At 74.6% G+C, this 23,541-nt stretch carries 23 protein-coding genes and 1 pseudogene; 21 read left to right on the top strand and 3 right to left on the bottom strand.

All coding sequences use genetic code 11. From position 1 onward, the window contains the following. The first annotated feature begins 190 nt into the window (after positions 1-190). The 17 genes and pseudogenes from IF01_RS0125695 to IF01_RS0125775 all read left to right on the top strand — a co-directional run bounded on the left by IF01_RS0125695 (position 191) and on the right by IF01_RS0125775 (position 16,861). Entirely contained in the window at positions 191-1,183 is a 993-nt protein-coding gene (locus IF01_RS0125695) for an FKBP-type peptidyl-prolyl cis-trans isomerase (protein ID WP_037781157.1), read from the top strand. 297 nt (positions 1,184-1,480) lie between these two features. Beyond that, positions 1,481-2,794, top strand: coding sequence for an FKBP-type peptidyl-prolyl cis-trans isomerase (locus IF01_RS0125700; RefSeq protein ID WP_051741848.1), 1,314 nt, complete (start codon positions 1,481-1,483; stop codon positions 2,792-2,794). A gap of 130 nt (positions 2,795-2,924) precedes the next feature. After that, on the top strand, positions 2,925-3,323 hold the full coding sequence (locus tag IF01_RS0125705; RefSeq protein WP_030395911.1) for an FKBP-type peptidyl-prolyl cis-trans isomerase: 399 nt from the start codon (positions 2,925-2,927) through the stop codon (positions 3,321-3,323). Positions 3,324-3,514: 191 nt separating this feature from the next. Then, positions 3,515-4,465, top strand: a pseudogene (locus tag IF01_RS0125710) (helix-turn-helix transcriptional regulator); the annotation flags it as partial. An 89-nt stretch (positions 4,466-4,554) separates the two neighbouring features. After that, the gene (locus IF01_RS0125715) at positions 4,555-5,511 is read left to right on the top strand and encodes a helix-turn-helix transcriptional regulator (RefSeq protein ID WP_030395913.1); all 957 of its coding nucleotides are present in this window, start codon (positions 4,555-4,557) and stop codon (positions 5,509-5,511) included. 27 nt (positions 5,512-5,538) lie between these two features. Further along, on the top strand, positions 5,539-5,745 hold the full coding sequence (locus IF01_RS0125720) for a hypothetical protein (RefSeq protein WP_231977872.1): 207 nt from the start codon (positions 5,539-5,541) through the stop codon (positions 5,743-5,745). A gap of 143 nt (positions 5,746-5,888) precedes the next feature. Continuing rightward, positions 5,889-6,068, top strand: a complete 180-nt coding sequence (locus IF01_RS46990; protein WP_030395915.1) for a hypothetical protein — start codon at positions 5,889-5,891, stop codon at positions 6,066-6,068. A gap of 191 nt (positions 6,069-6,259) precedes the next feature. Beyond that, on the top strand, positions 6,260-6,592 hold the full coding sequence (gene tatA, locus IF01_RS0125730) for a Sec-independent protein translocase subunit TatA (protein WP_051741846.1): 333 nt from the start codon (positions 6,260-6,262) through the stop codon (positions 6,590-6,592). A 121-nt stretch (positions 6,593-6,713) separates the two neighbouring features. Next, positions 6,714-7,604: a twin-arginine translocase subunit TatC gene (tatC, locus tag IF01_RS0125735; protein ID WP_078880316.1), complete on the top strand. Its 891-nt coding sequence runs from the start codon at positions 6,714-6,716 to the stop codon at positions 7,602-7,604. Between the two features lie 129 nt (positions 7,605-7,733). Continuing rightward, positions 7,734-8,903, top strand: a complete 1,170-nt coding sequence (locus IF01_RS0125740; protein WP_078880295.1) for an NAD(P)/FAD-dependent oxidoreductase — start codon at positions 7,734-7,736, stop codon at positions 8,901-8,903. Between the two features lie 267 nt (positions 8,904-9,170). Then, the gene (locus IF01_RS0125745; RefSeq protein ID WP_030395919.1) at positions 9,171-9,491 is read left to right on the top strand and encodes a (2Fe-2S)-binding protein; all 321 of its coding nucleotides are present in this window, start codon (positions 9,171-9,173) and stop codon (positions 9,489-9,491) included. Further along, entirely contained in the window at positions 9,472-11,001 is a 1,530-nt protein-coding gene (locus IF01_RS0125750; RefSeq protein ID WP_078880297.1) for an FAD/NAD(P)-dependent oxidoreductase, read from the top strand. Before IF01_RS0125745 ends, IF01_RS0125750 begins: the two co-directional genes overlap by 20 nt. 179 nt (positions 11,002-11,180) lie before the next feature. Then, positions 11,181-12,044, top strand: coding sequence for a dihydrodipicolinate synthase family protein (locus IF01_RS0125755; RefSeq protein WP_369826255.1), 864 nt, complete (start codon positions 11,181-11,183; stop codon positions 12,042-12,044). A gap of 168 nt (positions 12,045-12,212) precedes the next feature. After that, positions 12,213-13,217 (top strand): proline racemase family protein, encoded by a 1,005-nt coding sequence (locus IF01_RS0125760; protein WP_030395922.1) that lies wholly within the window; start codon positions 12,213-12,215, stop codon positions 13,215-13,217. Positions 13,218-13,401: 184 nt separating this feature from the next. Beyond that, positions 13,402-14,775, top strand: coding sequence for an aldehyde dehydrogenase family protein (locus tag IF01_RS0125765; protein ID WP_030395923.1), 1,374 nt, complete (start codon positions 13,402-13,404; stop codon positions 14,773-14,775). After that, positions 14,775-15,842, top strand: coding sequence for a proline racemase family protein (locus IF01_RS0125770; protein WP_051741844.1), 1,068 nt, complete (start codon positions 14,775-14,777; stop codon positions 15,840-15,842). The genes IF01_RS0125765 and IF01_RS0125770 overlap by 1 nt, the downstream gene beginning before the upstream one ends. A gap of 119 nt (positions 15,843-15,961) precedes the next feature. Further along, positions 15,962-16,861: an ornithine cyclodeaminase family protein gene (locus IF01_RS0125775; RefSeq protein WP_030395925.1), complete on the top strand. Its 900-nt coding sequence runs from the start codon at positions 15,962-15,964 to the stop codon at positions 16,859-16,861. A 196-nt stretch (positions 16,862-17,057) separates the two neighbouring features. Here the strand turns inward: IF01_RS0125775 and IF01_RS0125780 are convergent, their stop codons facing one another. Further along, the gene (locus IF01_RS0125780) at positions 17,058-17,684 is read right to left on the bottom strand and encodes a TetR/AcrR family transcriptional regulator (RefSeq protein ID WP_051741842.1); all 627 of its coding nucleotides are present in this window, start codon (positions 17,682-17,684) and stop codon (positions 17,058-17,060) included. A gap of 105 nt (positions 17,685-17,789) precedes the next feature. On the opposite strand from IF01_RS0125780, the gene IF01_RS0125785 reads away from it, so the two are divergent. Together IF01_RS0125785 and IF01_RS0125790 are read left to right on the top strand one after the other, a co-directional pair. Then, positions 17,790-18,713, top strand: a complete 924-nt coding sequence (locus IF01_RS0125785) for an NAD(P)-dependent oxidoreductase (RefSeq protein WP_030395927.1) — start codon at positions 17,790-17,792, stop codon at positions 18,711-18,713. 177 nt (positions 18,714-18,890) lie between these two features. Beyond that, positions 18,891-19,610, top strand: a complete 720-nt coding sequence (locus IF01_RS0125790; RefSeq protein WP_030395928.1) for a GntR family transcriptional regulator — start codon at positions 18,891-18,893, stop codon at positions 19,608-19,610. Positions 19,611-19,722: 112 nt separating this feature from the next. Here IF01_RS0125790 and IF01_RS0125795 read toward each other — a convergent pair whose 3' ends face one another. Then, the gene (locus tag IF01_RS0125795) at positions 19,723-20,403 is read right to left on the bottom strand and encodes an ABC transporter ATP-binding protein (protein ID WP_030395929.1); all 681 of its coding nucleotides are present in this window, start codon (positions 20,401-20,403) and stop codon (positions 19,723-19,725) included. Continuing rightward, on the bottom strand, positions 20,400-21,476 hold the full coding sequence (locus tag IF01_RS0125800) for an ABC transporter permease (RefSeq protein WP_030395930.1): 1,077 nt from the start codon (positions 21,474-21,476) through the stop codon (positions 20,400-20,402). The genes IF01_RS0125795 and IF01_RS0125800 overlap by 4 nt, the downstream gene beginning before the upstream one ends. Positions 21,477-21,638: 162 nt before the next feature. Here IF01_RS0125800 and IF01_RS0125805 point away from each other — a divergent pair, with 162 nt between their 5' ends. Then, positions 21,639-22,883 carry a sensor histidine kinase gene (locus tag IF01_RS0125805; protein WP_037781159.1) on the top strand — a complete coding sequence of 415 codons (1,245 nt, stop codon included), beginning with the start codon at positions 21,639-21,641 and terminating at the stop codon, positions 22,881-22,883. Continuing rightward, positions 22,880-23,530 (top strand): response regulator, encoded by a 651-nt coding sequence (locus IF01_RS0125810; RefSeq protein ID WP_030395932.1) that lies wholly within the window; start codon positions 22,880-22,882, stop codon positions 23,528-23,530. The genes IF01_RS0125805 and IF01_RS0125810 overlap by 4 nt, the downstream gene beginning before the upstream one ends. The last annotated feature ends 11 nt before the right edge of the window (positions 23,531-23,541 follow it).

Consider the following 23,541-nt stretch of genomic DNA (forward strand, 5'->3'; position numbering starts at 1 on the left):
GCCTGTGCCGGGGCCCGACCGGGCGCTGTCGAGGTGCGGCGGCGGGGGAGCGGTGCCCCCGCCGATGTGATCTTCGCGGTGTCCGGTCCCGGTGGTGCCTCCCGGGACCGGACACCGTCTGCGCATACGCTGTCCGTCGAGTCCGGAGCCGGGTCCGGAGAGCCGACTTTGACCGACAGTGAGGAAAGCCGTGCGCCGCACCGCCGGGTTGCTAGTCACCCTGCCCCTGTTGCTGGCGGTGGCCTGCAGCAGTTCCACCAAGCCCGTCAGCCAGGCCACGCCCACCGCGTCGCCCAGTGCCGCGCCCACCGTGCCGGCCCCGGTGAACGAGGCCTCGCCGATGCCGACCCTGTCCGGCGGGGGCTTCGGGAGCAAGGCCACCATCACCATCCCCGAGGGCCAGCAGCCCAGCGGGCAGTTCGTGGTGAACACCGTCAGCGAGGGCGACCGCTCCACGGTCAACAAGGGCGACTGGGTGACGGTCAACTACACCGCCAAGGACTGGACCACGGGCAAGGACCTGCCCAGTTCCTACGACTCCGGCGGCAAGCCGCAGCTCTACCAGGCGGGCAGCGGGCAGCTGGTGCCGGCCTTCGACCAGAGCGTGATCGGCAAGAAGGTCGGCAGCCGGCTGCTGGTCGTCGCGCCGCCCGCCGCCGCGTTCGGCACCCAGGGCAGCACCCAGCTCGGCGTCGCCGGCGGCGACACCGTGGTGTTCGTGCTGGACATCATGGAGAGCCTGCCGCCGGACGCCACCCTCTCCGGCACCATGACGCCGCCGCCGGCCAACCTGCCGCAGGTCAAGGACAACGGCAAGGCCGCGGTCACCATCACCGTGCCGGCCGGACAGGCCCCGCCGACCGAGCTGCAGCAGGCCGTACTGATCAAGGGCGAGGGCAAGCAGGTCAAGTCCGGGCAGACCCTGGTCGTGCAGTACACCGGGGTGCTGTGGGCCAACGGCCAGCAGTTCGACTCCTCCTGGAGCCACGGCGGGGCGCAGGCCCTGCAGATCGGCACCGGCAGCGTCATCGAGGGCTGGGACAAGGGCCTGGTCGGGCAGACCGTCGGCAGCCGGGTCGAACTCGTGGTGCCGCCGGCCCTCGGCTACAAGGACCAGGCGCAGGGCTCGGTGCCGCCGAACTCCACCCTGGTCTTCGTGATCGACATCCTGGAAGCGGTCTAGCGTCCGCCCGGAGCGCCCCGTCGGAGCCGTGCGCCGGAGCCTGCGCCCGGACCGCTCGGGGCGTGGGGAATGCGGAGATCCTTCACCCGGGCTGGTTTCGGCCCCGGGGGATTCCGTACGCTTGGGCGGGCGCTCGCACACGGAAGCGCCCGCCCTCATCCTGACCTGTCATACTGCCCTCGCACTGTGGTAGGCGCCGCCGGCGTCCGGGGTCCGGGCGGGCAGTGCGACAGCACCCCGGCGCCACCACGCCGGCCGTAGACCTCGAATACCTCGTGGCGAGATGGATGGGGAGTCATGTCTGAGAAAGAGTCGAGCCCGGGCGGGTCCGGCACCGCGCACGGTAACTCCGTCGGAGACCCGGCCGACTCGCGGCCCGGCGGCCCGCTCCCGGGCGACGGCGAGTCGATCATCGTCCCCCCGGCGATCCTGCGGCAGCAGGCCGGCTGGGGCGGCACCGACGAGGCGCCGCGGACGGGAGGGACCAAGACCGACGACGTCCCGCAGATCTTCGCGTCCACCGTCCGCCGCCAGGACGGCTCCGAGGCCGGGTACGACGAGAACCCCGGCAACGTCGGCCGCCTCGGTGTGATCCTCGGCACCGTCCTCGGCGTCCTGCTCATCGGCAGCGCCGTCACCCTGTACCTGGTGAACAAGGACGGCTCCTCCGACGACAGCACCGCCGCCAAGCCGGACACCGCCAAGTCCGCCCCGGCCACGCCGAGCGCCGAGCCCGTCCCGCCGATCAAGGACAGCGCCAAGGTGCTGCCGACCGTCACCGGCGACTTCGGCAAGAAGGCCACCATCGAGGTGCCGCCCGCCGACCAGGCCGACGGCAGCTTCGTGGTCAAGGTCCTCTCCGAGGGCAACGGCCCCAAGGTCGAGAAGAACTCCTGGACCTCGGTCGACTACACCGGCAAGGACTGGAACACCGGCAAGGACATCCCGTCCTCGTACGACGACAAGGGCAAGCCGCAGATCTTCCAGGCCGGCACCGACGCCCTCATCCCGGCGCTCGACCAGGCCGTCGTCGGCAAGAAGGCCGGCTCCCGGCTGCTCGTGGTCGCCCCGCCGGCCGCCGCCTTCGGCGCCCAGGGCAACCCCAGCATGTCGATCGGCGCGAAGGACAACCTGGTCTTCGTCATCGACATCCGCAACAGCAACGCCCCCGACGCCGTGGTCAGCGGCACCGTGACCCCGCCGCCCGCGGACTTCCCGCAGGTCAAGGACAACGGCAAGAAGCCCGCCGACATCACCCCGGTGCCCGGCGCCGCCGACCCGACCGAGCTCAAGAGCCACGTCCTGATCAAGGGCGAGGGCCGCAAGGTCGAGAAGGGCGAGAAGATCCTCGTCCAGTACACCGGCGCGCTGTACAAGGACGGCAAGGTCTTCGACTCCTCGCTCAGCAAGGGCCAGGCCTTCTCCTTCCCGCTCGGCGGCGGCCAGGTCATCGCCGGCTGGGACCAGGGCCTGGAGGGCCAGACCATCGGCAGCCGCGTCGAGCTGGTCATCCCGGCCTCCCTCGGCTACAAGGACCAGGCCCAGGGCGACATCCCGGCCAACTCCACGCTGGTCTTCGTCGTCGACATCCTCGACGCCGGTCAGGGCTGATCCACTTTCGGGTGACAATGGTGTGCGTGTGACCTCCGGGTCCGGCCGCGTGGCCGGACCCGGACGGGCGGCGGGCGCCCGTACCGTGGTCCGGAAAACGGACCGTGGTGCGGGCGCCCGCCGCTTGGTCATGGACCGAACCAACCGTGAAACGAGGCATCAAGTGAGCAAGCCTGAGATCGACTTCCCGGTCGGCGACGCGCCGACCGAGCTGAAGGTCCGCGACATCGTGGTCGGCACCGGCGAGGAGGCCAAGCCCGGCCAGGTCGTCGAGGTCCACTACGTCGGCGTGACCTTCGCGACGGGCGAGGAGTTCGACGCGAGCTGGAACCGCGGCTCGACCTTCAAGTTCCCGCTCGGCGGCGGCCGCGTCATCAAGGGCTGGGACCAGGGCGTCGTCGGCATGAAGGTCGGCGGCCGCCGCGAGCTGGTCATCCCGCCGCACCTGGCCTACGGCAACCAGTCGCCGACCCCGGCCATCCCGGCCGGCTCGACCCTGATCTTCGTGGTCGACCTGATCGGCGTCTGAGCACGCTGACCGATCGGCGTCCGAGCACGCCGACCACCAGGGCCGCACCCCGTCCGCGGGGTGCGGCCCCGGTCGTTCCCCGGCTCGGCTTTTGCACCGCGTACCGCTACCGGTACGGTCGGTCCCGCCGGGTCCACGACGCCCCGGCGGGCACACCCCGCGCGCGGCGCGGCACACCGGAAGGGTCAGCGATGGCGATCGCCAAGGCAGAGCGGCTGATGAATCTCGCCCTGTGCCTGATGAACACCAGACGTCCGCTCTCCAAGAAGGAGCTGCGGGAATCCATCGAGGCCTACCGCGAAGCCTGGCAGCACAGCAGCGAGGAAGCCTTCAACCGGATGTTCGAGCGGGACAAGGACGACCTGCGCGAACTCGGACTGGTCATCGACGTCGACGAGAACGCCCTCGACGGCGAACTCGGCTACCTCGCCCGCGCCGACCGCAACCGCCTGCCGGAGATCGCCCTCGACGCCGAGGAAGCCGCCGCGCTCACCCTCGCCGCCCGCGTCTGGCAGCAGGCCAAGATGTCCGGCGCCGCCAGCGGCGCCCTCCAGAAGCTGCGCGCCGCCGGCGTCCCGTTCACCGAGACCGAGGGCCGACCCGCCCTCGAACCGCGCATCCCCGCCCGCGAGGCCGCGTTCGAACCGCTGCTCACCGCCGCCCGCGACCGCCGCCCGGTCACCTTCGAGTACCGCAAGGCCGGCGCCGCCGCCGCCCAGCAGCGCAGCGTCGAGCCCTGGGCCCTGGAGTGCTGGCGCGGCCACTGGTACCTGGCCGGCTGGGACCGCGACCGCGAGGACGCCCGGGTGTTCCGGCTCGGCCGGATCACCGGCAAGGTCCGCGCCCGCTCCGGCGCCTTCCTCGGCGCCGTGCCCGAGCACGTCGACGTCCGCGCCACCGTCGCCGAGTTCGCCGGCGAGGGCGCCACCGCCACCGCCGTCGTCCGGGTCCGCCGCGGCGCCGGCTTCCCGCTGCGCACCAAGGCGCTCGGCACCCGCCGGATCGACGACACCTGGGACGAGCTCGACATCCCCTTCGGCAACGGGCTCGGCGCCGACCTCGCCGAGTTCGGGCCCGACGTGCTCGTCGTCGGACCCGAGGAACTGCGGGCGGACGTCGTCGACCGGCTGCGCGCGGTGGCCGGCGCCGGTGCGACCGGCACAGCGGTGACCGGCGCGGGCGCGGCGGGCACCGCCGGGGTGGACAGGACCGAGACCGAGGACGTGCGGGCATGAGCAACGCGATCGACCAGACCCGGCGGATGCTCTCGCTGGTCACCTACCTGCGCGAGCGCCCCGGCGCCGAGGTCGCCGAGGTCGCCCGCGCCTTCGGCATCAGCGAGCGCGAACTCATCGCCGACCTCAACGTGCTCCCGATGTGCGGCACCAGCTTCCGCGGCGGCGACCTGCTCGACATCGACACCGACGGCGAGCGGATCTGGTGGCACAACGTCGACGACGTCGCCCAGCCGCTGCGCCTCGCCGCCGACGAGGCGACCGCACTGCTGGTCGCCGCCCGCGCCGTGGCCGGCCTGCCCGGCCTGCGGGCCGGCGACCGCGAGGCCCTCACCCGGGCCGTCGCCAAGATCGAGAACGCGGCGGGGGAGAGCGCCGAGGGCAGCGCCCGGGTCGGCGTCACCTTCGAGGCCGAGAGCCACGTCTTCGCCGACATCGACCGCGCCCTCAGCGAGGGCCGCCGGCTCTGGCTGCGCTACTACTCGCACGGGCGCGGCGGCATGACCGAGCGCGAGGTCGACCCGATCCGGCTGCTCACCGAGGGCCACACCTACCTCGAGGCCTGGTGCCGGACCTCCGAGGACCACCGGATGTTCCGGCTCGACCGGGTCGCCGAGATCAAGGTCCTGGACGTCCCCGCCGACCCGCCCAAGCGCGAGCCGCGCGACCTCTCCGGCGGACTGGTCAACCCCTCCGCCGACGACCCCGAGGTCGTCGTCGAGGTCTCCTCCGGCGGGCGCTGGGTCGCCGAGTACTACACCCACGACCACGCCGAGGAACTGCCCGACGGCGGACTGCGGATCACCCTGCGCAGCGCCGACCCCTCGCAGCTGCGCCCGCTGGCCCTGCGGCTCGGCCGGGACGGGCGGATCGTCTCCCCGCCCGCGCTGGTCGAGCAGGCGCGGGCCGCGGCGCTGGAGGCGCTCGCCCACTACGGTGACGGGCTGGTCTGAGCCGTGGAGCCCGGTACCAGATTCAAGGTGTACTGCTCCGAGTGCCGGGAGAAGGTGGAGGTGCCCGCCGAGGGCTTCCGCCTGACCTTCGGCCGGACGGCGGACCGGACGCACTACAGCTTCTCCTGCCCGCTGTGCGGGGCGGCGGTGCGCAAGCCGGCCGGGGAGAAGATCGTCGCGGCGCTGACCGAGGCCGGGGTGCGGACGATGCGGCTGGTGCCGGCCGAGCAGTGAACCGGGGGCGGGTCCCGGGCCGTGCGCGCCGGTGTCCCGACCGCGTGCGCCGGTTTCGGGCGGCGCACGCCCGGGTTCGGGCGGCGCACGCCCGGGTTCGGGCGGCGCGCTCCGGAGCGGGGGCGGGCCGATAGGGTGGGGCCATGTCCTGGATGCCCGTCGCCGCAGTCCTCCTCGTCACCGCCGGCCTGCTGGTGCTCGGCGTCCTCGCGGTCCGGCTCTGGCTGGACGTGCGGGCGCTGGCCAAGGGAGTGGACACCGCCTCCCGGGCACTGGCCGAGGCGGCCGAGGACCTCGCGGCCTCGGCGGCGGCCCGGCCCTGAGCCCGGGGTCCGCGGACGCGGGGGGCTGCTGCTCGCGCGCAGGGGCGCGTTACGCTCTCAGATGGCCCCTGAGAACGAACGGGGGGCCGCTGTCCTGTTCGGGCGGCCGTCGTCACGGTGTCATCCGCAGCGGTTACCATCCCCGCAGCGAGCGGCCCGGTCGGTGCCGCCGAAACTGAAGGTGGTCGAGCATGCGGGTCTCGTTCACCGCGATCCTGGTGGTCGCGGTCATTGCCATTGTGCTCTTCGGCGCCAAGCGGCTGCCGGACCTGGCGCGCTCGCTCGGCCAGTCGGCCCGGATCCTCAAGAGCGAGGCCAAGGCGATGCGCACCGACGGCTCCGCCGACACCCCGGCCGCGCCCGCCCCGGCGGCGGCCGAGGGCGTCGCCGCGAAGACCATCCAGTCCGCCCCGGGTGCCTCCGCGAGCGCCCGCCCGGTGAGCGAGCAGCCGACCGGCCAGTCCGCGGGGCAGTCCGCCGGACCGTCCGCGAGCCAGTCCGCCCCGGAGGGCGGGGCGCGCTGAGCGCGCGGCACACGCCACCACTGGGGGCCCGTCGACCGGCGGGCCCCGACGCACAAGTTGAGGACCGGGGTTGAGCAAGCTCACGAAGGCGCCGAAGACGGCCAAGGATCCCGAGGGGCGGATGGCCCTCGCCGACCACCTGCGGGAACTGCGGAACCGCGTGGTCAAGTCGGTGCTGGCGATCGTGCTGTTCACGATCGTCGCGCTGATCTTCCACAAGCAGATCGAGACACTGCTGCTCAAGCCGCTGCCGCAGTGCACCCCGGACACCATCGCGTCCACCAAGGGCCGGTGCGCCCAGGTCTCGACCATCGGTCTGACCGCGGGCTTCAACTGGATGCTCAAGGTCGCCCTGACCGCGGGTGTGGTCGCGACCGTCCCGGTCTGGCTGTACCAGCTGTGGGCCTTCGTGGCGCCCGGTCTGCACAAGCACGAGCGCAAGTACACCGTCATCTTCATGGCCTGTGGCGCGCCGCTGTTCCTGGCCGGTGTGACGCTGGCGATCCTGCTGCTGCCGCTGACCGTCGAGGTCCTGATCTCGTTCACCCCGAACGAGACCGTGCCGATCCTGCCGCCGGCGGACTACTTCGACATCGCCACCCGGCTGGTGATGGTGTTCGGCCTGGCCTTCGAGTTCCCGCTGCTGCTGGTCATGCTGAACCTGGTCGGCGTCGTCACCGGCAAGCGGCTGCTCAGCTGGTGGCGCGGCATGGTGATGGGCATCACCGTGTTCGCGGCCTTCGCGACGCCGAGTGCCGACCCGCTGAGCATGCTGGCGCTGGCCGCGCCGATCTGGGGTCTGTACTTCATCGCAGTCGGTGTGGCGATGCTGAACGACCGGCGCCGGGCCCGGCGCAACCCCGACCTCGCGCTGGACGACGAGGAGGCCTCGCACGTGGACCTGTCGGTGGCGCCGGTCGCCGGGGCCGAGGCGATCGAGGCCTCCGCCACGCCGAGCGCCTCCGGCCATGTGCCGGCCGCGCGGACCGAGCAGATGGACGACATCACCTGATCCGTCACGGGTGATCCCGCCGAGCCCCGGTCCGCCGTTTTGCGGTGGACCGGGGCTTTTTGGTGCGACTCGCCCGTTCGTACTCCCGGCCGTCTTGGCAGGTTCGATGGCATGTGACATATTACTGCCGTGTCCCACTCACAGAGACTCCCGGATGTCGTGGTGGTCGGAGCCGGCGTCGTCGGCGCCGCCTGCGCGTACTACGCCGCGCGGGCCGGACTCGCCGTCGACGTCGTCGACCGCGGCCCGGTCGCCGGCGGCACCACCGGCGCCGGCGAGGGAAACCTGCTCGTCTCCGACAAGGAGCCCGGTCCCGAACTCGACCTCGCCCTGTACTCCGGCGGGCTCTGGCGCGAACTCGCCGCCGAGTTCGGTGCCGCCGTCGAGTACGAGGACAAGGGCGGCCTGGTGGTCGCCGGTACGCCCGAACGGCAGGAGGCGCTGCGCGCCTTCGCGGCCGGGCAGGCCGGCTCCGGCGTCCTCGCCGAGGAGATCCCCGGCGAGCGGCTCCACGAACTGGAGCCGCACCTCGCCCCGGGGCTGGCCGGAGGATTCCACTACCCCCAGGACTCCCAGGTCCAGCCCGCCCTGGCCGCCGCCCACCTGCTGCGTGCCGCGCGCCGCGCGGGTGCCCGGCTGTTCACCGGCGAGGCCGTCCGGGCGCTGCGGATCGGTGCCGACGGTGCCGTCCGCGGGGTCGAGACCGAGCGACGGCGGCTGGACACGGCCGCCGTGGTCAACGCCGCCGGCACCTGGGGCGGCGAGCTGGCCGCGCTGGCCGGCGTCGGGCTGCCGGTGCTGCCGCGGCGCGGGTTCGTCCTGGTGACCGAGCCGCTGCCGAGGATCGTCCGGCACAAGGTGTACGCCGCCGACTACGTCGCCGATGTGGCCAGCGGCTCCGCCGCCCTGCAGACCTCGGCCGTGGTCGAGGGGACGCCGGGCGGGCCGGTGCTGATCGGCGCCAGCCGCGAGCGGGTCGGCTTCGACCGCACCCTCTCGGTCGAGGTGCTGCACCGGCTGGCGGCCCAGGCGGCCGCGCTCTTCCCGGTGCTGGCCGGGGTGAACGTGATGCGCGCCTACCGGGGCTTCCGTCCGTACCTCCCGGACCACCTGCCCGCGATCGGCGCCGACCCCCGGGTGCCCGGTCTGTACCACGCCTGCGGCCACGAGGGCGCCGGCATCGGGCTGGCCCCGGGCACCGGGGCGCTGATCGCCCAGCAGCTCACCGGCAAGGACCCGGAACGCGACCTCGCGCCCTTCCGGCCCGACCGCTTCCCGGCGGCGGAGGCCGCGGCCTGAGGGGGGTGCCGTGCACTTTGCAAAGTGTGCGAGGACTTTGCAAAGTGCACTTTGCAAAGTGCACGGCCACCCGCAGGACGGAGACGGACGCCCCGGAGGGCCGCGTACCCGACGGGACGTGCACCCGAAGAGACGTGCACCCGAAGGGACGCGTGCCGGTAGGGCCGCGTACCGGCAGGCCTGTGGGCCCCTCGGGCCCCTGGGTCCGTCGGTGCCCCCTCGACAACCCCACGATCGGCTCGTGAGCTGAACGGAGAACCCCCACCCATGCGCCGTACCCGCACCCCCGCGGAGCTGGTCCGGGCCGAGCCCGGGCCCGCCCACACCATCGACTTCGACGGTCGGCCCGTGCCCGCGCTGCCCGGGCAGACGATCGCCGCCGCCCTCTGGGCCGACGGCGTGCTCGCCTGGCGCACCACCCGGGTCGGCGGGAAGCCGCGCGGGGCGTTCTGCGGCATCGGCGCCTGCTTCGACTGCCTGGCCACCGTCGACGGGCGGCCCAACCAGCGCACCTGCCTGCTGCCGGCCGAGCCCGGCACCACCGTCACCACCCAGGAGGGCCACGGCCGTGCCGACCTCGAAGTCTGAGCCCGCGCAGTCCCCCGGAGCCCACGGCTCCGGCGGCCCGTTCCACGACCTCGCGGTGATCGGCGCCGGCCCCGGCGGCCTGGCCGCCGCCGTGACGGCCGCCGACCTCGGCCTGCGCTGCGTCCTGGTCGACGCCGGCCGGAGCACCGGCGGGCAGTTCTACCGCCACCCCGCGCCCGGCCTCGGCGCCGCCCGCCCCGACCGGCTGCACCACGGCTGGTCCGTCTACACCGGTCTCTCCGACCGGCTCGCCGCCCACCGCGCGGCCGGCCGGGTCGAGCTGCTCACCGGCCACCAGGTCTGGGCGCTGGAGCGGGCCGGGGACGGCGACTGGCGGCTGCACGCCACCACCGGTCCCGACGCCGAGGACCGGACCACCGTCCGCGCCGCCGCCGTCCTGCTCGCCACCGGCGCGTACGAGCGGCAGCTGCCCTTCCCCGGCTGGACCCTGCCCGGGGTGGTCACCGCGGGCGGCGCGCAGGCCATGCTCAAGGCCGGTCTGGTGCTGCCCGGCCGGCGGATCGTGGTGGCGGGCAGCGGCCCGCTGCTGCTTGCGGCGGCCTCCTCCCTGGTCACGGCCGGCGCCGAGGTGCCGGCCGTGGTGGAGGCCACCGCGTACCTCGGGTACGCCCGGCGCCCCGGCGTGCTGGCCGCTGTCCCGGCCAAGCTGGTCGAGGGCGCCGGGCACGGTTCGGCCCTGCTGCGCCACGGCGTCCGGCTGCGGCCGCGCAGCGCGGTGGTCGAGGCGCACGGCACCGACCGGGTCACCGCCGTCACGGTGGCCCGGTTGGACGCCCAGTGGCGCCCGGTGCCCGGCAGTGAGCGGCGGATCGCCTGCGACGCGCTCGCCGTCGGCCACGGTCTGATCCCGCAGATCGAGCTGGCCACCGAGCTGGGCGCGGCCACCAGGACCACCCCCGACGGAACGGCCGCGCTCAAGGTCGACGCCCGCCTGCGGACCACCGTGCCCGGGCTCTGGGCGGCCGGCGAGGCCTGCGGTGTCGGCGGTGCGGACCTCGCGATCGCCGAGGGCGAGCTGGCCGCGCACGCGGTCGCGGACCGGCCGGTCCGTGCGGCGCTGCTGCGCCGGCGCTCCCGGCTGCGGGCCTTCGCCGAGCTGATGGCCGCCGCCCACCGGCCCGGGCCGGGCTGGACCGAATGGCTGCGGGAGGACACCGACGTCTGCCGCTGCGAGGAGGTCCCGGCCGGGCGGATCAAGGAGGCGGTGGGCGAGCTGGGCGCGGGCGACGCGCGCACCGTCAAGCTGCTGACCAGGGCCGGGATGGGCTGGTGCCAGGGCCGGATGTGCGGTTCGGCGGTGGCCTGCCTGGCGGGCGGCGCCGACGGGGCCGAGGTCCGGCCGGACAGCCGGCCGTTCTCCTGCCCCGTTCCGCTCGGGCAACTCGCGGCCGAGCGGGACGACCTGGGCGACCCGGACGGCCCGGACGACCGGGGCCACCGGGCTGAGCAGGACCACCAGGACCACCAGGACGACCGGCAGGACCGGTAGCACCGGCCGGATCGGACGGACCGGCCGCTCCCGTCGGCCGGTCGGTCCGAATCCGACCGAAAACGCCCGGTGGTGGCTCTTGTCTCCACCGCGCGCCTTCTAATAAAATGTCACACCTCACCAAGGAGTCATCCGTGTCCCAGATCTCGCACGACACCACCCGGCCCTGGCGCGGCATCATGGTCGCCACCACGCTCCCGCTGCGCCCGGACCTCTCCGTCGACTACGACGCGTACGCCGACCACGTCCGCTGGCTGATCGAGTCGGGCTGCGACGGTGTCGTCCCCAACGGCTCGCTCGGCGAGTACCAGACCCTGACCGCCGAGGAGCGCGCCAAGGTCGTCGAGGTCGCGGTCGAGGCCGCCGGCGACGGCTCCCGCGTGATGCCGGGTGTCGCCGCCTACGGCAGCGCCGAGTCGCGCCGCTGGGCCGAGCAGGCCGCCGAGGCCGGCGCCGGCTCCGTGCTGCTGCTGCCGCCGAACGCCTACCGGGCCGACCACGACGCCGTCCGCGGCCACTACGCCGAGGTCGCCAAGGCCGGCGTGCCGATCGTCGCCTACAACAACCCGATCGACACCAAGGTCGACCTGGTCCCGACGCTGCTCGCCCAGCTGCACGCCGAGGGCTCGATCGTCGCGGTCAAGGAGTTCAGCGGCGACGTCCGCCGGGCGTACGAGATCGCGGAGCTGGCCCCGGGCCTGGACCTGCTGATCGGCGCCGACGACGTGCTGCTGGAGCTGGCCCTGGCCGGCGCCGTCGGCTGGATCGCCGGCTACCCGAACGCGCTGCCGGAGGCGAGCGCCGCGCTGTACAAGGCGGCCATCGCGCACGACCTGAACACCGCGCTGCCGCTGTACAAGGCGCTGCACTCGCTGCTGCGCTGGGACTCCAAGACCGAGTTCGTCCAGGCGATCAAGCTCTCCATGGACATCGCCGGCCGCCCCGGCGGTCCGACCCGCGCGCCGCGCCTGCCGCTGACGCCGGAGATCGAGGCCGCCGTCCGCGCGGCCACCGAGAAGGCGCTGGCCGAGGGCCTCGCCTGATCCGGAGCCCGATCCGAACCGGACTTCCGGTTCCGAGTGTCCGGGACGGCCGGCTGCGGGGGCAGCCGGCCTCCGGACCACCTTCCGGCCCCGCCGGTCCGCCCCCGTCCGGACCGTCCCGGCCTCGATGAGAAGCCAGCCATCTCCCCACCCACGGAGCGTCAGCTGATGCGCAGCCGTCACGTCTTCCACGCCGTCGACTCGCACACCGAGGGCATGCCCACCCGGGTCATCACCGGTGGGTTCGGTGTCATTCCCGGTGCCACCATGGCCGAGCGCCGGACGCACTTCCAGGAGCACCTGGACCACTTCCGGACCCTGCTGATGTACGAGCCCCGGGGCCACGCCGCGATGAGCGGCGCGATCCTGCAGCCGCCGACCCGGCCGGACGCCGACTTCGGCGTGCTCTACATCGAGGTCTCCGGCCTGCTGCCGATGTGCGGCCACGGCACCATCGGCGTGGCCACCGTGCTGGTCGAGACCGGCATGGTCCCGGTCGTCGAACCGGTGACCACCGTCCGGCTGGACACCCCGGCGGGCCTGGTGATCGCGGACGTCGCGGTCGAGAACGGTGCCGCCACGGCGGTCACCATCCGCAACGTGCCGTCCTACTCGGAGGCGCTGGACCGCAAGATCGACGTCCCGGGCTACGGCACGGTGAGCTACGACCTGGCGTACGGGGGCAACTTCTACGCGATCCTGCCGCTCGCCGAGTTCGGCCTGCCGTTCGAGCGGGAGCGCAAGCAGGACATCCTGGACGCGGGCCTCGCCCTGATGGACGCCATCAACGCGAGCCCGGACCGGCCGGTGCACCCGGAGAACCCGTCCATCCACAGCTGCCACCACGTGCAGCTGCTGGCCCCCGGCTCGACCGCCGAGCACTCCCGGCACGCGATGGCGATCCACCCCGGCTGGTTCGACCGCTCGCCCTGCGGCACCGGCACCTCGGCCCGGATGGCCCAGCTGCACGCGCGCGGCGAGCTGCCGCTGGACCGGGACTTCCGCAACGACTCCTTCATCGGGACCACCTTCGTCGGGCGGCTGGTGGAGGAGACCGAGGTGGGCGGCCGGCCGGCCGTCGTGCCGACCGTCACCGGGCGGGCCTGGATCACCGGCACCGCCCAGTACTTCCTCGACCCCAGCGACCCGTTCCCGGCCGGCTTCCTGCTCTGACCCGGCCTGCTCCGCCCTGGCCTGCTCCGCCCCGGCCCGCTGTTCCGGCTCGGCCTCCCGCTCCGCGCGGAGGTCCCGCCCCGGCCCCGCGGCCGGCCGGCCCCCCGTCCCGGGGCCGGCCGTCCGCCGCGGGACCCACCGACCGACCGACCCGCTCCGAAAACCCGTCGAACCCCCCGAAGGGCTGCCTGCAGTGACGATCCGTTCGTACAACCCCGCCGACCCCGCGGACCTCGTCGCCGAGGCGCCCGCCCCCGGTGCCGAGGCCGTCCTGGCCACCGTCGCCCGCGCCCGCGCCGCCCAGCCCGGCTGGCTCGCCGCCGGCGCCGGCGGCCGCTCGGCCGCGCTGACCCGGATCGCCGCGGTCGTCGAGGCGCACGCCGAGGAGCTGGCCGAGCTGGTCGTCCGCGAGGTCGGCAAGCCGATCGCCGAGGCGCGCGGCGAGGTCGCCCGCACCGTCGCGATCTGGCGCTACTACGCGCAGGCGCCGTTCGCGGCCTCCGGCGAGGTGCACGAGACCGCCGGCGGCCCCGGCCTGCTGCTCACCCGCCGCCGCCCGTACGGGGTCGCCGGTCTGGTCACGCCGTGGAACTTCCCGCTGGCGATCCCCACCTGGAAGGCCGCCCCGGCGCTGGCCGTCGGCAACACCGTGGTGCTCAAGCCCTCCTCGGAGGCGATCGGCTGCGCCCGCCGGCTGGCCGAGCTGGTCGCCGAGGCCGGGCTGCCGGCCGACGTCTTCACCGTGCTGCCCGGCGGCGGCGCCGAGGGCGGCACCCTGGTCGGCGCGGCCGACGTGGTCTCCTTCACCGGCTCCACCGGCGTCGGCCGCCAGGTCGTCCGCACCGCCACGGACCGCGGCATCCCGGTCCAGGCCGAGCTCGGCGGGCTGAACACCGCGATCGTCCTGCCGGACGCCGACATCGACCAGGCCGCCGCCCACCTCGCCAACGCGATCGCCGGCTACGCGGGGCAGAAGTGCACCGCCACCAGCCGGGTGGTCGCCGTCGGCGAGGCCTACGAGCCGCTGCGCGCGGCCCTGGTCAAGGCGCTCGGCCAGGTCGACGGCACCTCCTGCGGGCCGGTCATCAACGAGGCCACCCGGGACGAGATCACCGCGGCCGTCGACTCCGCCCGCGAGGCCGGCGCCGAGGTGCTGACCGGCGGCGGCGCGCCCGCCCGGGACGGCTGGTACCTGGAGCCGACCCTGGTCGCCGGGGTCCCGGACGAGCACCCGCTGAGCCGCGAGGAGTTCTTCGGTCCGATCGCCGTGCTGCACGCGGCGGCCGACCTGGACGAGGCCATCGCGCTCGCCAACAACACCCCGTACACGCTGTCCGCCTCGGTGCACACCCGGGACCTGGACGCGGCGCTCGCCACCGCCGACCGCCTGAACGCCGGCATGATCCGGGTCAACGCGCCGTCCAGCGGCGTCGACTTCCACCTGCCGTTCGGCGGCGCCAAGGGCGCCAGCCACGGTGCCCGCGAGCAGGGGCAGGCCGCGCTGGACTTCTACACCCAGAGCCGCACCGTCACCCTGCTGCCGGGCGGGGGCGCCTGATGACGACGGACCTCCCCGACCGGGAGGCGCCCCCGGTGGTGCAGGTCGACACGGTCGACTACCACACGGCCGGCGAGCCGTTCCGGATCGTCGTCGGCGGCACGCCCGTCATCCCCGGCGACAGCGTCGCCGAGCGGCGGGCGATCGCGATCGGGGCCGGCGGCACCGCCACCGCGCCCCGGCCGGGCCCGCTGGACGACATCCGGCAGCTGCTCACCCGGGAGCCGCGCGGCCACGCCGGCATGTACGGCGGCTTCCTGGTGCCGCCGGACGACGACGAGGCCGACCTCGGTGTGCTGTTCTGGCACAAGGACGGCTACTCGACCGCCTGCGGCCACGGCACCATCGCGCTCGGCGCCTGGGCGGTCGACTCCGGGCTGGTCGCCGCACCCGACTACGGCGTCGCCCGGGTCCGGATCGACGTGCCGTCCGGCCGGGTCACCGCGCTGGTGCACCGGGCCGCCGGGCGGACCACCGGGGTGACCTTCCGCAACGTGCCCTCCTGGGTGAGCGAGCTGAAGCTCCCGGTCGAGACCTCGCGCGGCACCGTCGAGGTGGCCGTCGCCCACTCCGGCGCCTGCTACGTCTCGGTGCCGGCCGCGGCCCTCGGCCTCTCGGTGACCCTCGACCTGCTGCCCGAGCTCACCGCCATCGGCCGGGAGATCCGGGCCGCGCTGGCCGACTCCCCGGCCGTGCGGCACCCGGTGGACCCGCGGCTGTCCGGCGTCTACGGCGTCATCCTGTTCGACGAACTCCCGTCGGTGGACGGCACGCTGAACCAGCGCAACGTCACCGTCTTCGCGGACGGCCAGATCGACCGCTCGCCGTGCGGCTCCGGCAGCTCGGCCCGGCTGGCCGTGCTGGCCGCCGAGGGGCGGCTCGCCCCCGGCGCGGAGCTGCGGCACGAGTCGATCGTCGGCACGGTCTTCGGCGGGCGGGTACTGCCCGGCGGCGACCCGTGGGGCGACGGCGTGGTCACCGAGGTGACCGGCACCGCGCACCGCACCGGCGAGCACCGCTTCCTGCTCGACCCGCAGGACACGCTCGGCGCGGGATTCCTGCTGTGAGCGGCGACCGGCGGACGGCCCCGGAACCGCCCGGCGTGGCGGTCGAGCCGCTCCGGCCCGCCACGCCGGGCACTGCCCCCGCCGACTCCCCGGCTGCCGGGCCGACCGCAGGGCCGGCGGTGCTGCCGGCCGGCGCGGTCGAACTGACGCCGGAGGAGGCGGCGCGGGCGATCGAGGGCGTGCTGCTCGACGGGCTCGACCCGGAGACCGTCCCCGCCCGCTCGGCGATCCCGGTACCGGCCGGGGAGCTGCTGATGATGCCGGCCGCCTCCACGGCCTACGTCGGGGTGAAGATCGCCGGCGTCGCGCCGGCCAATCCCGCCGTCGGGCTGCCCCGGATCACCGGCAGCTACCTGCTGCTGGACGGTCCGACCCTGCAGCCGGTCGCACTGCTCGACGGCATCGCGCTCACCTCGCTGCGCACCCCCGCGGTCACGGCCGTCGCGCTGGACCGGCTGGCGGTGCCGGAGGCCGAGCACCTGGTGCTGTTCGGCTCGGGCCCGCAGGCGTACGGGCATCTGGACGCCCTGCTCGCCGTCCGCCGGCTGACCCGGGTGACCGTGGTCGCCCGCAGCGCGGAGCCGGCCGAGGCACTGGTCCGGTACGCCCGCGGGCTCGGCCTGGAGGCCGCAGTCGGCACCCCGGCCGCGGTGGCGGGGGCGGACCTGGTGGTCTGCTGCACCACCGCGCGCACGCCGCTGTTCGACGGCGCGCTGGTGCCGGACCACGCGGCGGTGGCCGCGGTCGGTTCGCACGAGGTGGACGCCCGCGAGGTGGACGAGGTGCTGGTCGGCCGGTCCGCGCTGTACGTGGAGGCCAGGGCCGCCGCGCTGCGGGAGGCCGGTGACCTGCTGATGGCGGGGGTGACCGGCGCCGATCCGCTGTGGAACCTGGCCGAGCTGGTGCGGGGCGAGGCTCCGGTGCCGGCCGACCGGCCGAGGTTCTTCAAGAGCGTCGGCATGGCCTGGCAGGACCTCGCGGTCGCGGCCGAGGTGCACCGGCGCGGGGTGGGCCGGTAGGCCCCTGAGGCTTCCGGTCGGCACAGGTCTGCTGTGGGGCCCGGCCGATCGGGTACCGGCGCTCGGCGCTGTGTCGGTACCCGTCCCCCAGTCCGTCACCTCGGACGGGGATCGGTCGTTGTTGTGTCGGCCGGAGTTGCGGTCGGCGTGGTGGGAAGGGATCCCCCGCCACGCCGGCCGCTTTTTCGCGTTCCGGTCAGGGAACGGCGGGGGCAGCGGTGGTGAACGCGGGCGCCGTCCGCGGCGGCCGGTAGGTGTCGATCAGCCGGGCGAGGTGGCGGCCGGTGAGGTGGAGCGGCTCCTCGCTGCGGGCGACCTGGGCGGCGAGCTCGGCGCCCTCCAGGGTGTTGATGACGGTGGCGGCGAGCTCGCGGGCGTCGGTGAGGCCGATGCCGCTGCCGTGCAGCTTCTCCTCGACGACGGCGCGCCAGTGCGCGAACGCCGCGGTGACGGCCTCCTCGATGACCGGCGCCCGGCCGACCGTCTCCAGCGCGGTGGTGGTGATCGGACAGCCGTCCTGCCAGTCGGAGGCGCGCAGGGCCTCGGCGAGCAGCCGGGTGCAGGCGGTGACCGCCTCGGCGGGGTCGGCGGCGCTGTCCAGCCCCTCGCGCAGCAGCTCCGCGAACTCCTGGTCGCCGTGGCGGATCGCCGCGGCGGCCAGTTCCTGCTTGCCGCCCGGGAAGAAGTGGTAGACGGAGCCGAGGGTGGCCTCCGCCTCGCGGGAGATCTGCTTGATGCCGGTGCCCTCGTACCCCTGGCGCTGGAGCAGCCGGGAGGTGGCCCGGACGATCCGCTCCCGGGTGCCGGTGGTCGTCGTCTTCACGGGGGGAGTCTAGCCGAATATTGAATAGAGCGTTCGTTCCAGAGCTGTGCTAGCTTCCTCTCCTGGATAGAGCGTTCGTTCTAGTCGCCTTCGGAGGGGATCCCCATGTCTGTCGCGCAGCGGGAGAGTGTCGAGCAGCAGGAGAACGGCAAGCAGGACGGGGGCGGCGAGCCGTCCGTCACCCTGATCGGCCTCGGTCCGATGGGCCGCGCCATGGCCGGCGCCTACCTGGACGCCGGGTACGCCGTGACGCTCTGGAACCGGAGCCCCGGCCGCGCCGACGACCTGCTCGCCCGGGGCGCCGTGCTCGCGCCGGACGCGGCCGCGGCGGTCGCGGCCAATGAACTGGTCGTGCTGAGCCTGACCGACTACGACGCGGTGTTCGCGGTCCTGGCCGCCGCCGGTCCGGCCCTGGCCGGGCGGACCGTCGTCAACCTCAGCTCGGACACCCCCGACCGGGCCCGGGAGGCCGCCCGGTGGCTCGCCGAGCGGGGCGCCGGGCACCTCACCGGCGGGGTGCAGGTCCCGCCGTCCGGCATCGGGCGGCCCGAGTCGTCCACCTTCTACAGCGGCCCGGTCGAGCTGTTCCGGCGGCACCGCGCCGCCCTGGAGGTGCTCACCGGCGCCGACTACCGGGGCGACGACCCGGGGCTGGCGCAGCTCTACTACCAGATCCAGATGGACCTCTTCTGGACCTCGCTGACCGCCTACCTGCACGCCACCGCCGTCGCGGAGGCCAACGGCATCCCGGCGGACGAGTTCCTGCCCTACGCCACGTCGACGGCCGCCTCGATGCCCGGCTTCCTCGCCTTCTACGCGCCCCGGATCGCCGCCGGGAACCACGAGGGCGACGTCGACCGGCTGACCATGGGCGTTGCGAGCCTCGAACACGTGCTGCACACCGTCGAGGCCTCCGGGGTGGACGGGGCGCTGCCCCGGCTGCTCGCCGACACCTTCCGGAAGGCGGTCGAGGCCGGACACGGCGGGTCCAGCGTGACCGGCCTGGTGCCCCTGTTCAAGGGGAAGTGAGAGGGACGGGAACGAGGAGGTGGGCCGCCGACCGTTGTCAGCGGGCGGCGGCCCTGCCACCATGGGGTGCGACCATGGATGCCGTGCGCTGACAGGTCGTTCGAAATCACGGGATGTTGCACACTCAACGTAACGTGACATTGTACGCTGGTGTTCTGCACTCACCGGAGGAACACCATGGCCGACCTCAAACCCCGCACCCTGATCTCCGTCCAGGAGCGGCTGCGCGACCAGGTCGCCCACGCCCTGCGAGCCGCCCTGATCTCCGGCGAGCTGCGCCCCGGGGTCGTCTACTCCGCGCCCGCCCTGGCCGCCGACTTCGGCGTCTCCGCCACCCCCGTCCGCGAGGCCATGCTGGACCTCGCCCGCGAGGGCCTGGTCGAGGCCGTCCGCAACAAGGGCTTCCGGGTCACCGAGCTCACCGAGCGGGACCTCGACGACTTCACCGAGATCCGCGCCCTGATCGAGGTCCCGACCGTCGGCCGGGTCGCCCGCACCGCCACCCCCGAGCAGTTGGAGGCGCTGCGCCCGCAGGCCGAGGCGATCGTCGTCGCGGCCGGCAAGCAGGACCTCATCGGCTACCTGGAGGCCGACCGCCAGTTCCACCTCGACCTGCTCGGCCTGGCCGGCAACTCCCGCCTGGTCGAGGTCGTCGGCGACCTGCGCAAGCGCTCCCGCCTCTACGGCCTCAACCGGCTGGCCGAGCGCGGCGAGCTGGTCTCCTCGGCGGAGGAGCACCTGGAGCTGCTGGACCTGATGATCGCCGGCGACGCCCCGGCTGCCGAGTCCTGCATGACCCGCCACCTCAGCCACGTCCGCTCGCTGTGGGCGGAAGGCCAGGAGGAGGCGGCCGAGGAGGAGTCCCGCACCGGCCTCCGCCTGCGCGCCCGGGGGTAAACCACCCGTTCGGGTGAGGGCCACCACCCCGGGCAGTCCTTCGCGCTTCCGGAGTCGATCGGTGCCGCGGTGACGCTTTCGGTGGACGAGGTGCTGGCCGCCAAGAAGTAGCTCACAACGCCGCCGGTACCGTCAGGCGGCCGTCGTGGACCTCGGCGACCTGGTCGACCGCTGTCAGGTGGGTGCGGTCGTGGGTGACCAGGACGGTGGCGGTGGCGCGGCGGTGGGTGAGGGTGGTCAGCAGGTCGAGGACGGCGGCGCCGCGTTCGTGGTCGAGGGCGCTGGTGGGCTCGTCGACCAGCAGCACGGTGGGGTCGTTCATCAGTGCGCGGGCGATGTTGACGCGCTGGCGCTGACCGCCGGAGAGCTGGTGCGGGCGGCGGGCGGCCAGGTCGCGCAGGCCGACGGCGGCCAGCAGTTCCAGGGCGCGGGGCAGGGCGGCGCGCGGGGAGCGGCCGTCGAGGTGGGCCATCACCTGGAGCTGTTCGGCGGCGGTCAGCGCGGGCAGCAGGTTGGGCTGCTGGAAGACGATGCCGATCCGGTGCCGCCGCAGCGCGGTCAGTCCGGCGCGGTCCAGCCCGGCGGTGTCGGTGCCGTCGACCACCACGCGTCCGGAGTCCGGGGCGATCAGGGTCGCGGCGACCGCCAGCAGGCTGGACTTGCCCGAGCCGGACGGGCCGACCACGGCGGTGAGGGTGCCCTTCGGCACGGTCAGCGACACCTCGTCGAGGGCGGTCAGCCGGCCGTCGCCGTCCGGGTAGGTGAGGGTGACGCGGTCGAGGTGCAGGGTCATCGGGCACTCCCCAGGGCGGTCAGCGGGTCGACGGAGGTGATGCGGCGGACGGACAGGGCCGCGCCGACCGCGCCGAGTGCGATCATGACGGCGGCGGGCAGCAGCACCGTCGGGGCGTCCAGGACGAACGGGACGGCGGAGCCGATCAGCGCGCCGACGCCGACCGCGACCGCGGTGCCGAGCGCGGTGCCCAGGAGCAGCAGCAGGACGGCCTGGCCGAGCGCGTCGCGCAGCAGGTAGCGGGTGGAGGCGCCGAGGGCCTTCAGGACGGCGATGTCGCCGCTGCGCTGGATCGTCCAGACGGTGAAGAAGGCGCCGATCACCAGCGCCGAGATGGCGAACAGGAAGCCCCGCATCAGCTGCAGCGAGCCGTTCTCCGAGGTGTAGGAGCCGATCGCGGCGAGCGCGCCGTCGCGGTCGCGGGTCTCGGTGCCGAGGGCGGTGTCGGCGGCGGCGAGGTCGGCGCCCTTCGCGGTGGTCAGCGCGACCACGGTGGCGTGCCCGGCCCCGCCGGGGGCGGCCTGCTGCCAGTCGGCCAGGGTCGTCCAGACCACCGGGGTGTGGCTGTAGGAGGCGTCACCGGCGACGGCCGCGACGGTCAGCGGCCGGCCGGCGACGGTGAAGGCGTCGCCTGGGCGCAGTCCGCCGAGGTCCTTCGCGGCGGTCTGCGACAGCACCGCCCGGCCGGGGGAGAGGGTGTCGCCCCGGGGGGCCAGCGCGGAGCCGTCGGGGACGCCGAGGACGGAGAGCGCGGCGGTGCGTGCTCCGGCGGCGCCCTTGGTGGTGGCGATGCCGAGCGGTTGCGCCTCGGTCACGCCGGGGGTCCGGGCCCAGCCCTGCCACTGCTCGGGGGTGACCTGGGAGTCGGTGAAGGACAGCTTCTGGCCGTCCGCGGGCCGGCCGAAGGCCAGGTGGTCGGCGGGCAGGCCGGTGATGGCCGAGGTGTTCTCCCGGCCGAGTCCGGCGGTCAGCCCCGACAGCAGGCCGACCAGCACGGTGATCAGTACGATGACGGTTCCCATCAGGGCGAACCGCCCCTTGGCGAACCCCAGATCCCTCCAGGCGACGAACACCGCGAGCCCTTTCGTCCGTTCCGCTGCGACACTGACGAGAGTGGTCGAACGGAGGCCCGCCGGGCATCGCACCGGGGATTGGAACCTCGGCTTCGAAGGGCGGAAGCGGAGTTCAACCTTTCGATTGATGCCGGTCGGCGGCACGGACCCTAGGCTGGACGGATGGCGACCGATCGACCTCGAACCACCCCCGTCGCCCGTGTGCTCCGGGTCTGTCTGCACCTGCTGGTGGCGGGCCTGCTCGCGCTCGCCGTGCTCCGGGCCCTGGCCGGGCGCGACGGGGACCCGGCGGCGGTCGCGGCCGCCGCCACCGCGATGGCCGCCGTCTACGCGGCCGGTCCGCTGATCGGTGCCGTCGGCCGCTCCGGCCGGGCCGCCGCGCTCTGGCTGGCGCTGCTCGGGGTCACCTGGGTGGGCGTGCTGGTGGCCACCCCGGACGGGGTCTGGCTGGCGTTCCCGCTGTACTTCCTGGAGCTGCACCTGCTCGGCCGGCGGGCCGGGGTGGCGGCGGTCGGGCTGACCGCCGTCGCGGCGATCGTCGCCTACTCCGCCCATCAGCACACCGTCGGCGTCGCGCCGGCGATCGGGCCGCTGCTGGGGGCCGCCTTCGCCGTCGCGACCGTGTTCGGCTACCAGGCGCTCTACCGGGAGAGCGAGGAGCGGCGCCGGCTCATCGACGAGCTGACGGCCGCCCGCGCCGACCTCGCCACCGCCCACCACGCGGCCGGGGTCCTCGCCGAGCGGGAGCGGCTGGCCCGGGAGATCCACGACACCCTGGCGCAGAGCCTCACCAGCATCCAGCTGCTGCTGCGGGCCGCGCAGCGCGCGCTGCCGGACCGGACGCAGGCCGCCGGCGAGTACGTGGAGCAGGCCCGGCAGGCCGCGCAGGACAACCTCGACGAGGCCCGCCGCTTCGTGCGGGCGCTCACCCCGCCGGCGCTGGAGAGCGACACCCTGCCGGTGGCGCTGGAGCGGCTGTGCGCCACGACCTCGGTGCGCAGCGGTCTGCCGGTGCGGCTGCACGTCCTCGGGGAGCGGGTCCCGCTGCCGGTGCCGCACGAGGTGGCGCTGCTGCGGATCGCGCAGTCCGCGCTCGGCAACACGGTGCGGCACGCCGGGGCGGGCCACGCCGAGGTGACGCTCAGCTTCATGGCGGGCGAGGTGGCGCTGGACGTGGTGGACGACGGCGCGGGGTTCGACCCGGAGGCCGTGCGGACGCGGACCGCCGCCGGTGGCGGTGCCGGGGACGGCGGGGACAGCGGCTACGGGCTGCCGTCGATGCGGGCCCGGGCGCGGGCGCTGGGCGGGAGCTTCGCGGTGGAGTCCGCGCCGGGGGAGGGCACGGCGCTGGCGGTGCTGCTGCCGGTGCCCGGGGGAGCGGGCGGCACGAAGGAGGGGTCGTCGTGACCGGCACCGTGATCCGGCTGCTGCTCGCCGACGACCACCCGGTGGTCCGGGCCGGGCTGCGGGCGGTCCTGGAGAGCGAGCCGGACTTCGAGATCGTCGCGGAGGCGGCCACCGCCGAGCGCGCGGTCGAGCTGGCGGCGGAGCTGGCGGTGGACGTGGTGCTGATGGACCTGCAGTTCGGGCCGGGGGCGGCGATGAACGGCGCGCAGGCCACGGCGGCGATCACGGCCCGGGGCGCGGGGGCGCCGCGGGTCCTGGTGGTGACCACCTACGACACGGACGCGGACACGCTGCCCGCGCTGGAGGCCGGGGCCACCGGGTACCTGCTGAAGGACGCGCCGCCGGAGGAGCTGGCTCGCGCGGTGCGGTCGGCGGCGGCGGGCCGGCCGGCGCTGGCGCCCACGGTGGCGGACCGGCTGCTGGAGCGGATGCGGACGCCCGCGGCGGCGCTCAGCGCGCGGGAGACCGAGGTGCTGGGGCTGGTCGCGGACGGGCTGACCAACCAGGCGATCGGCGGGCGGCTGCATCTGAGCCTGGCCACGGTGAAGTCGCATCTGGTGCACATCTACACCAAGTTGGGCGTGGAGTCGCGGACGGCGGCGGTGCGGGAGGCGCGGGCGCGGGGGCTGATCCGGCGCGGGGGGTGACGGCGCATGGG

The sequence above is a fragment of the Kitasatospora purpeofusca genome (genome assembly GCF_000718025.1).
Lineage (GTDB): Bacteria > Actinomycetota > Actinomycetes > Streptomycetales > Streptomycetaceae > Kitasatospora > Kitasatospora purpeofusca.

What these genes read in the sequence shown, in the direction of transcription:
- IF01_RS0125805 (WP_037781159.1), top strand. Translation starts at nt 21,639, where the DNA reads ATGGCGACCGATCGACCTCGAACCACCCCCGTCGCCCGTGTGCTCCGG.
- IF01_RS0125715 (WP_030395913.1), top strand. Translation starts at nt 4,555, where the DNA reads ATGAGCAACGCGATCGACCAGACCCGGCGGATGCTCTCGCTGGTCACC.
- IF01_RS0125795 (WP_030395929.1), bottom strand. Translation starts at nt 20,403, where the DNA reads ATGACCCTGCACCTCGACCGCGTCACCCTCACCTACCCGGACGGCGAC.
- IF01_RS0125785 (WP_030395927.1), top strand. Translation starts at nt 17,790, where the DNA reads ATGTCTGTCGCGCAGCGGGAGAGTGTCGAGCAGCAGGAGAACGGCAAG.
- tatC (WP_078880316.1), top strand. Translation starts at nt 6,714, where the DNA reads ATGGCCCTCGCCGACCACCTGCGGGAACTGCGGAACCGCGTGGTCAAG.
- IF01_RS0125705 (WP_030395911.1), top strand. Translation starts at nt 2,925, where the DNA reads ATGGACCGAACCAACCGTGAAACGAGGCATCAAGTGAGCAAGCCTGAG.
- IF01_RS46990 (WP_030395915.1), top strand. Translation starts at nt 5,889, where the DNA reads ATGTCCTGGATGCCCGTCGCCGCAGTCCTCCTCGTCACCGCCGGCCTG.
- IF01_RS0125745 (WP_030395919.1), top strand. Translation starts at nt 9,171, where the DNA reads ATGCGCCGTACCCGCACCCCCGCGGAGCTGGTCCGGGCCGAGCCCGGG.
- IF01_RS0125755 (WP_369826255.1), top strand. Translation starts at nt 11,181, where the DNA reads ATGGTCGCCACCACGCTCCCGCTGCGCCCGGACCTCTCCGTCGACTAC.
- tatA (WP_051741846.1), top strand. Translation starts at nt 6,260, where the DNA reads ATGCGGGTCTCGTTCACCGCGATCCTGGTGGTCGCGGTCATTGCCATT.
- IF01_RS0125770 (WP_051741844.1), top strand. Translation starts at nt 14,775, where the DNA reads ATGACGACGGACCTCCCCGACCGGGAGGCGCCCCCGGTGGTGCAGGTC.
- IF01_RS0125790 (WP_030395928.1), top strand. Translation starts at nt 18,891, where the DNA reads ATGGCCGACCTCAAACCCCGCACCCTGATCTCCGTCCAGGAGCGGCTG.
- IF01_RS0125700 (WP_051741848.1), top strand. Translation starts at nt 1,481, where the DNA reads ATGTCTGAGAAAGAGTCGAGCCCGGGCGGGTCCGGCACCGCGCACGGT.
- IF01_RS0125760 (WP_030395922.1), top strand. Translation starts at nt 12,213, where the DNA reads ATGCGCAGCCGTCACGTCTTCCACGCCGTCGACTCGCACACCGAGGGC.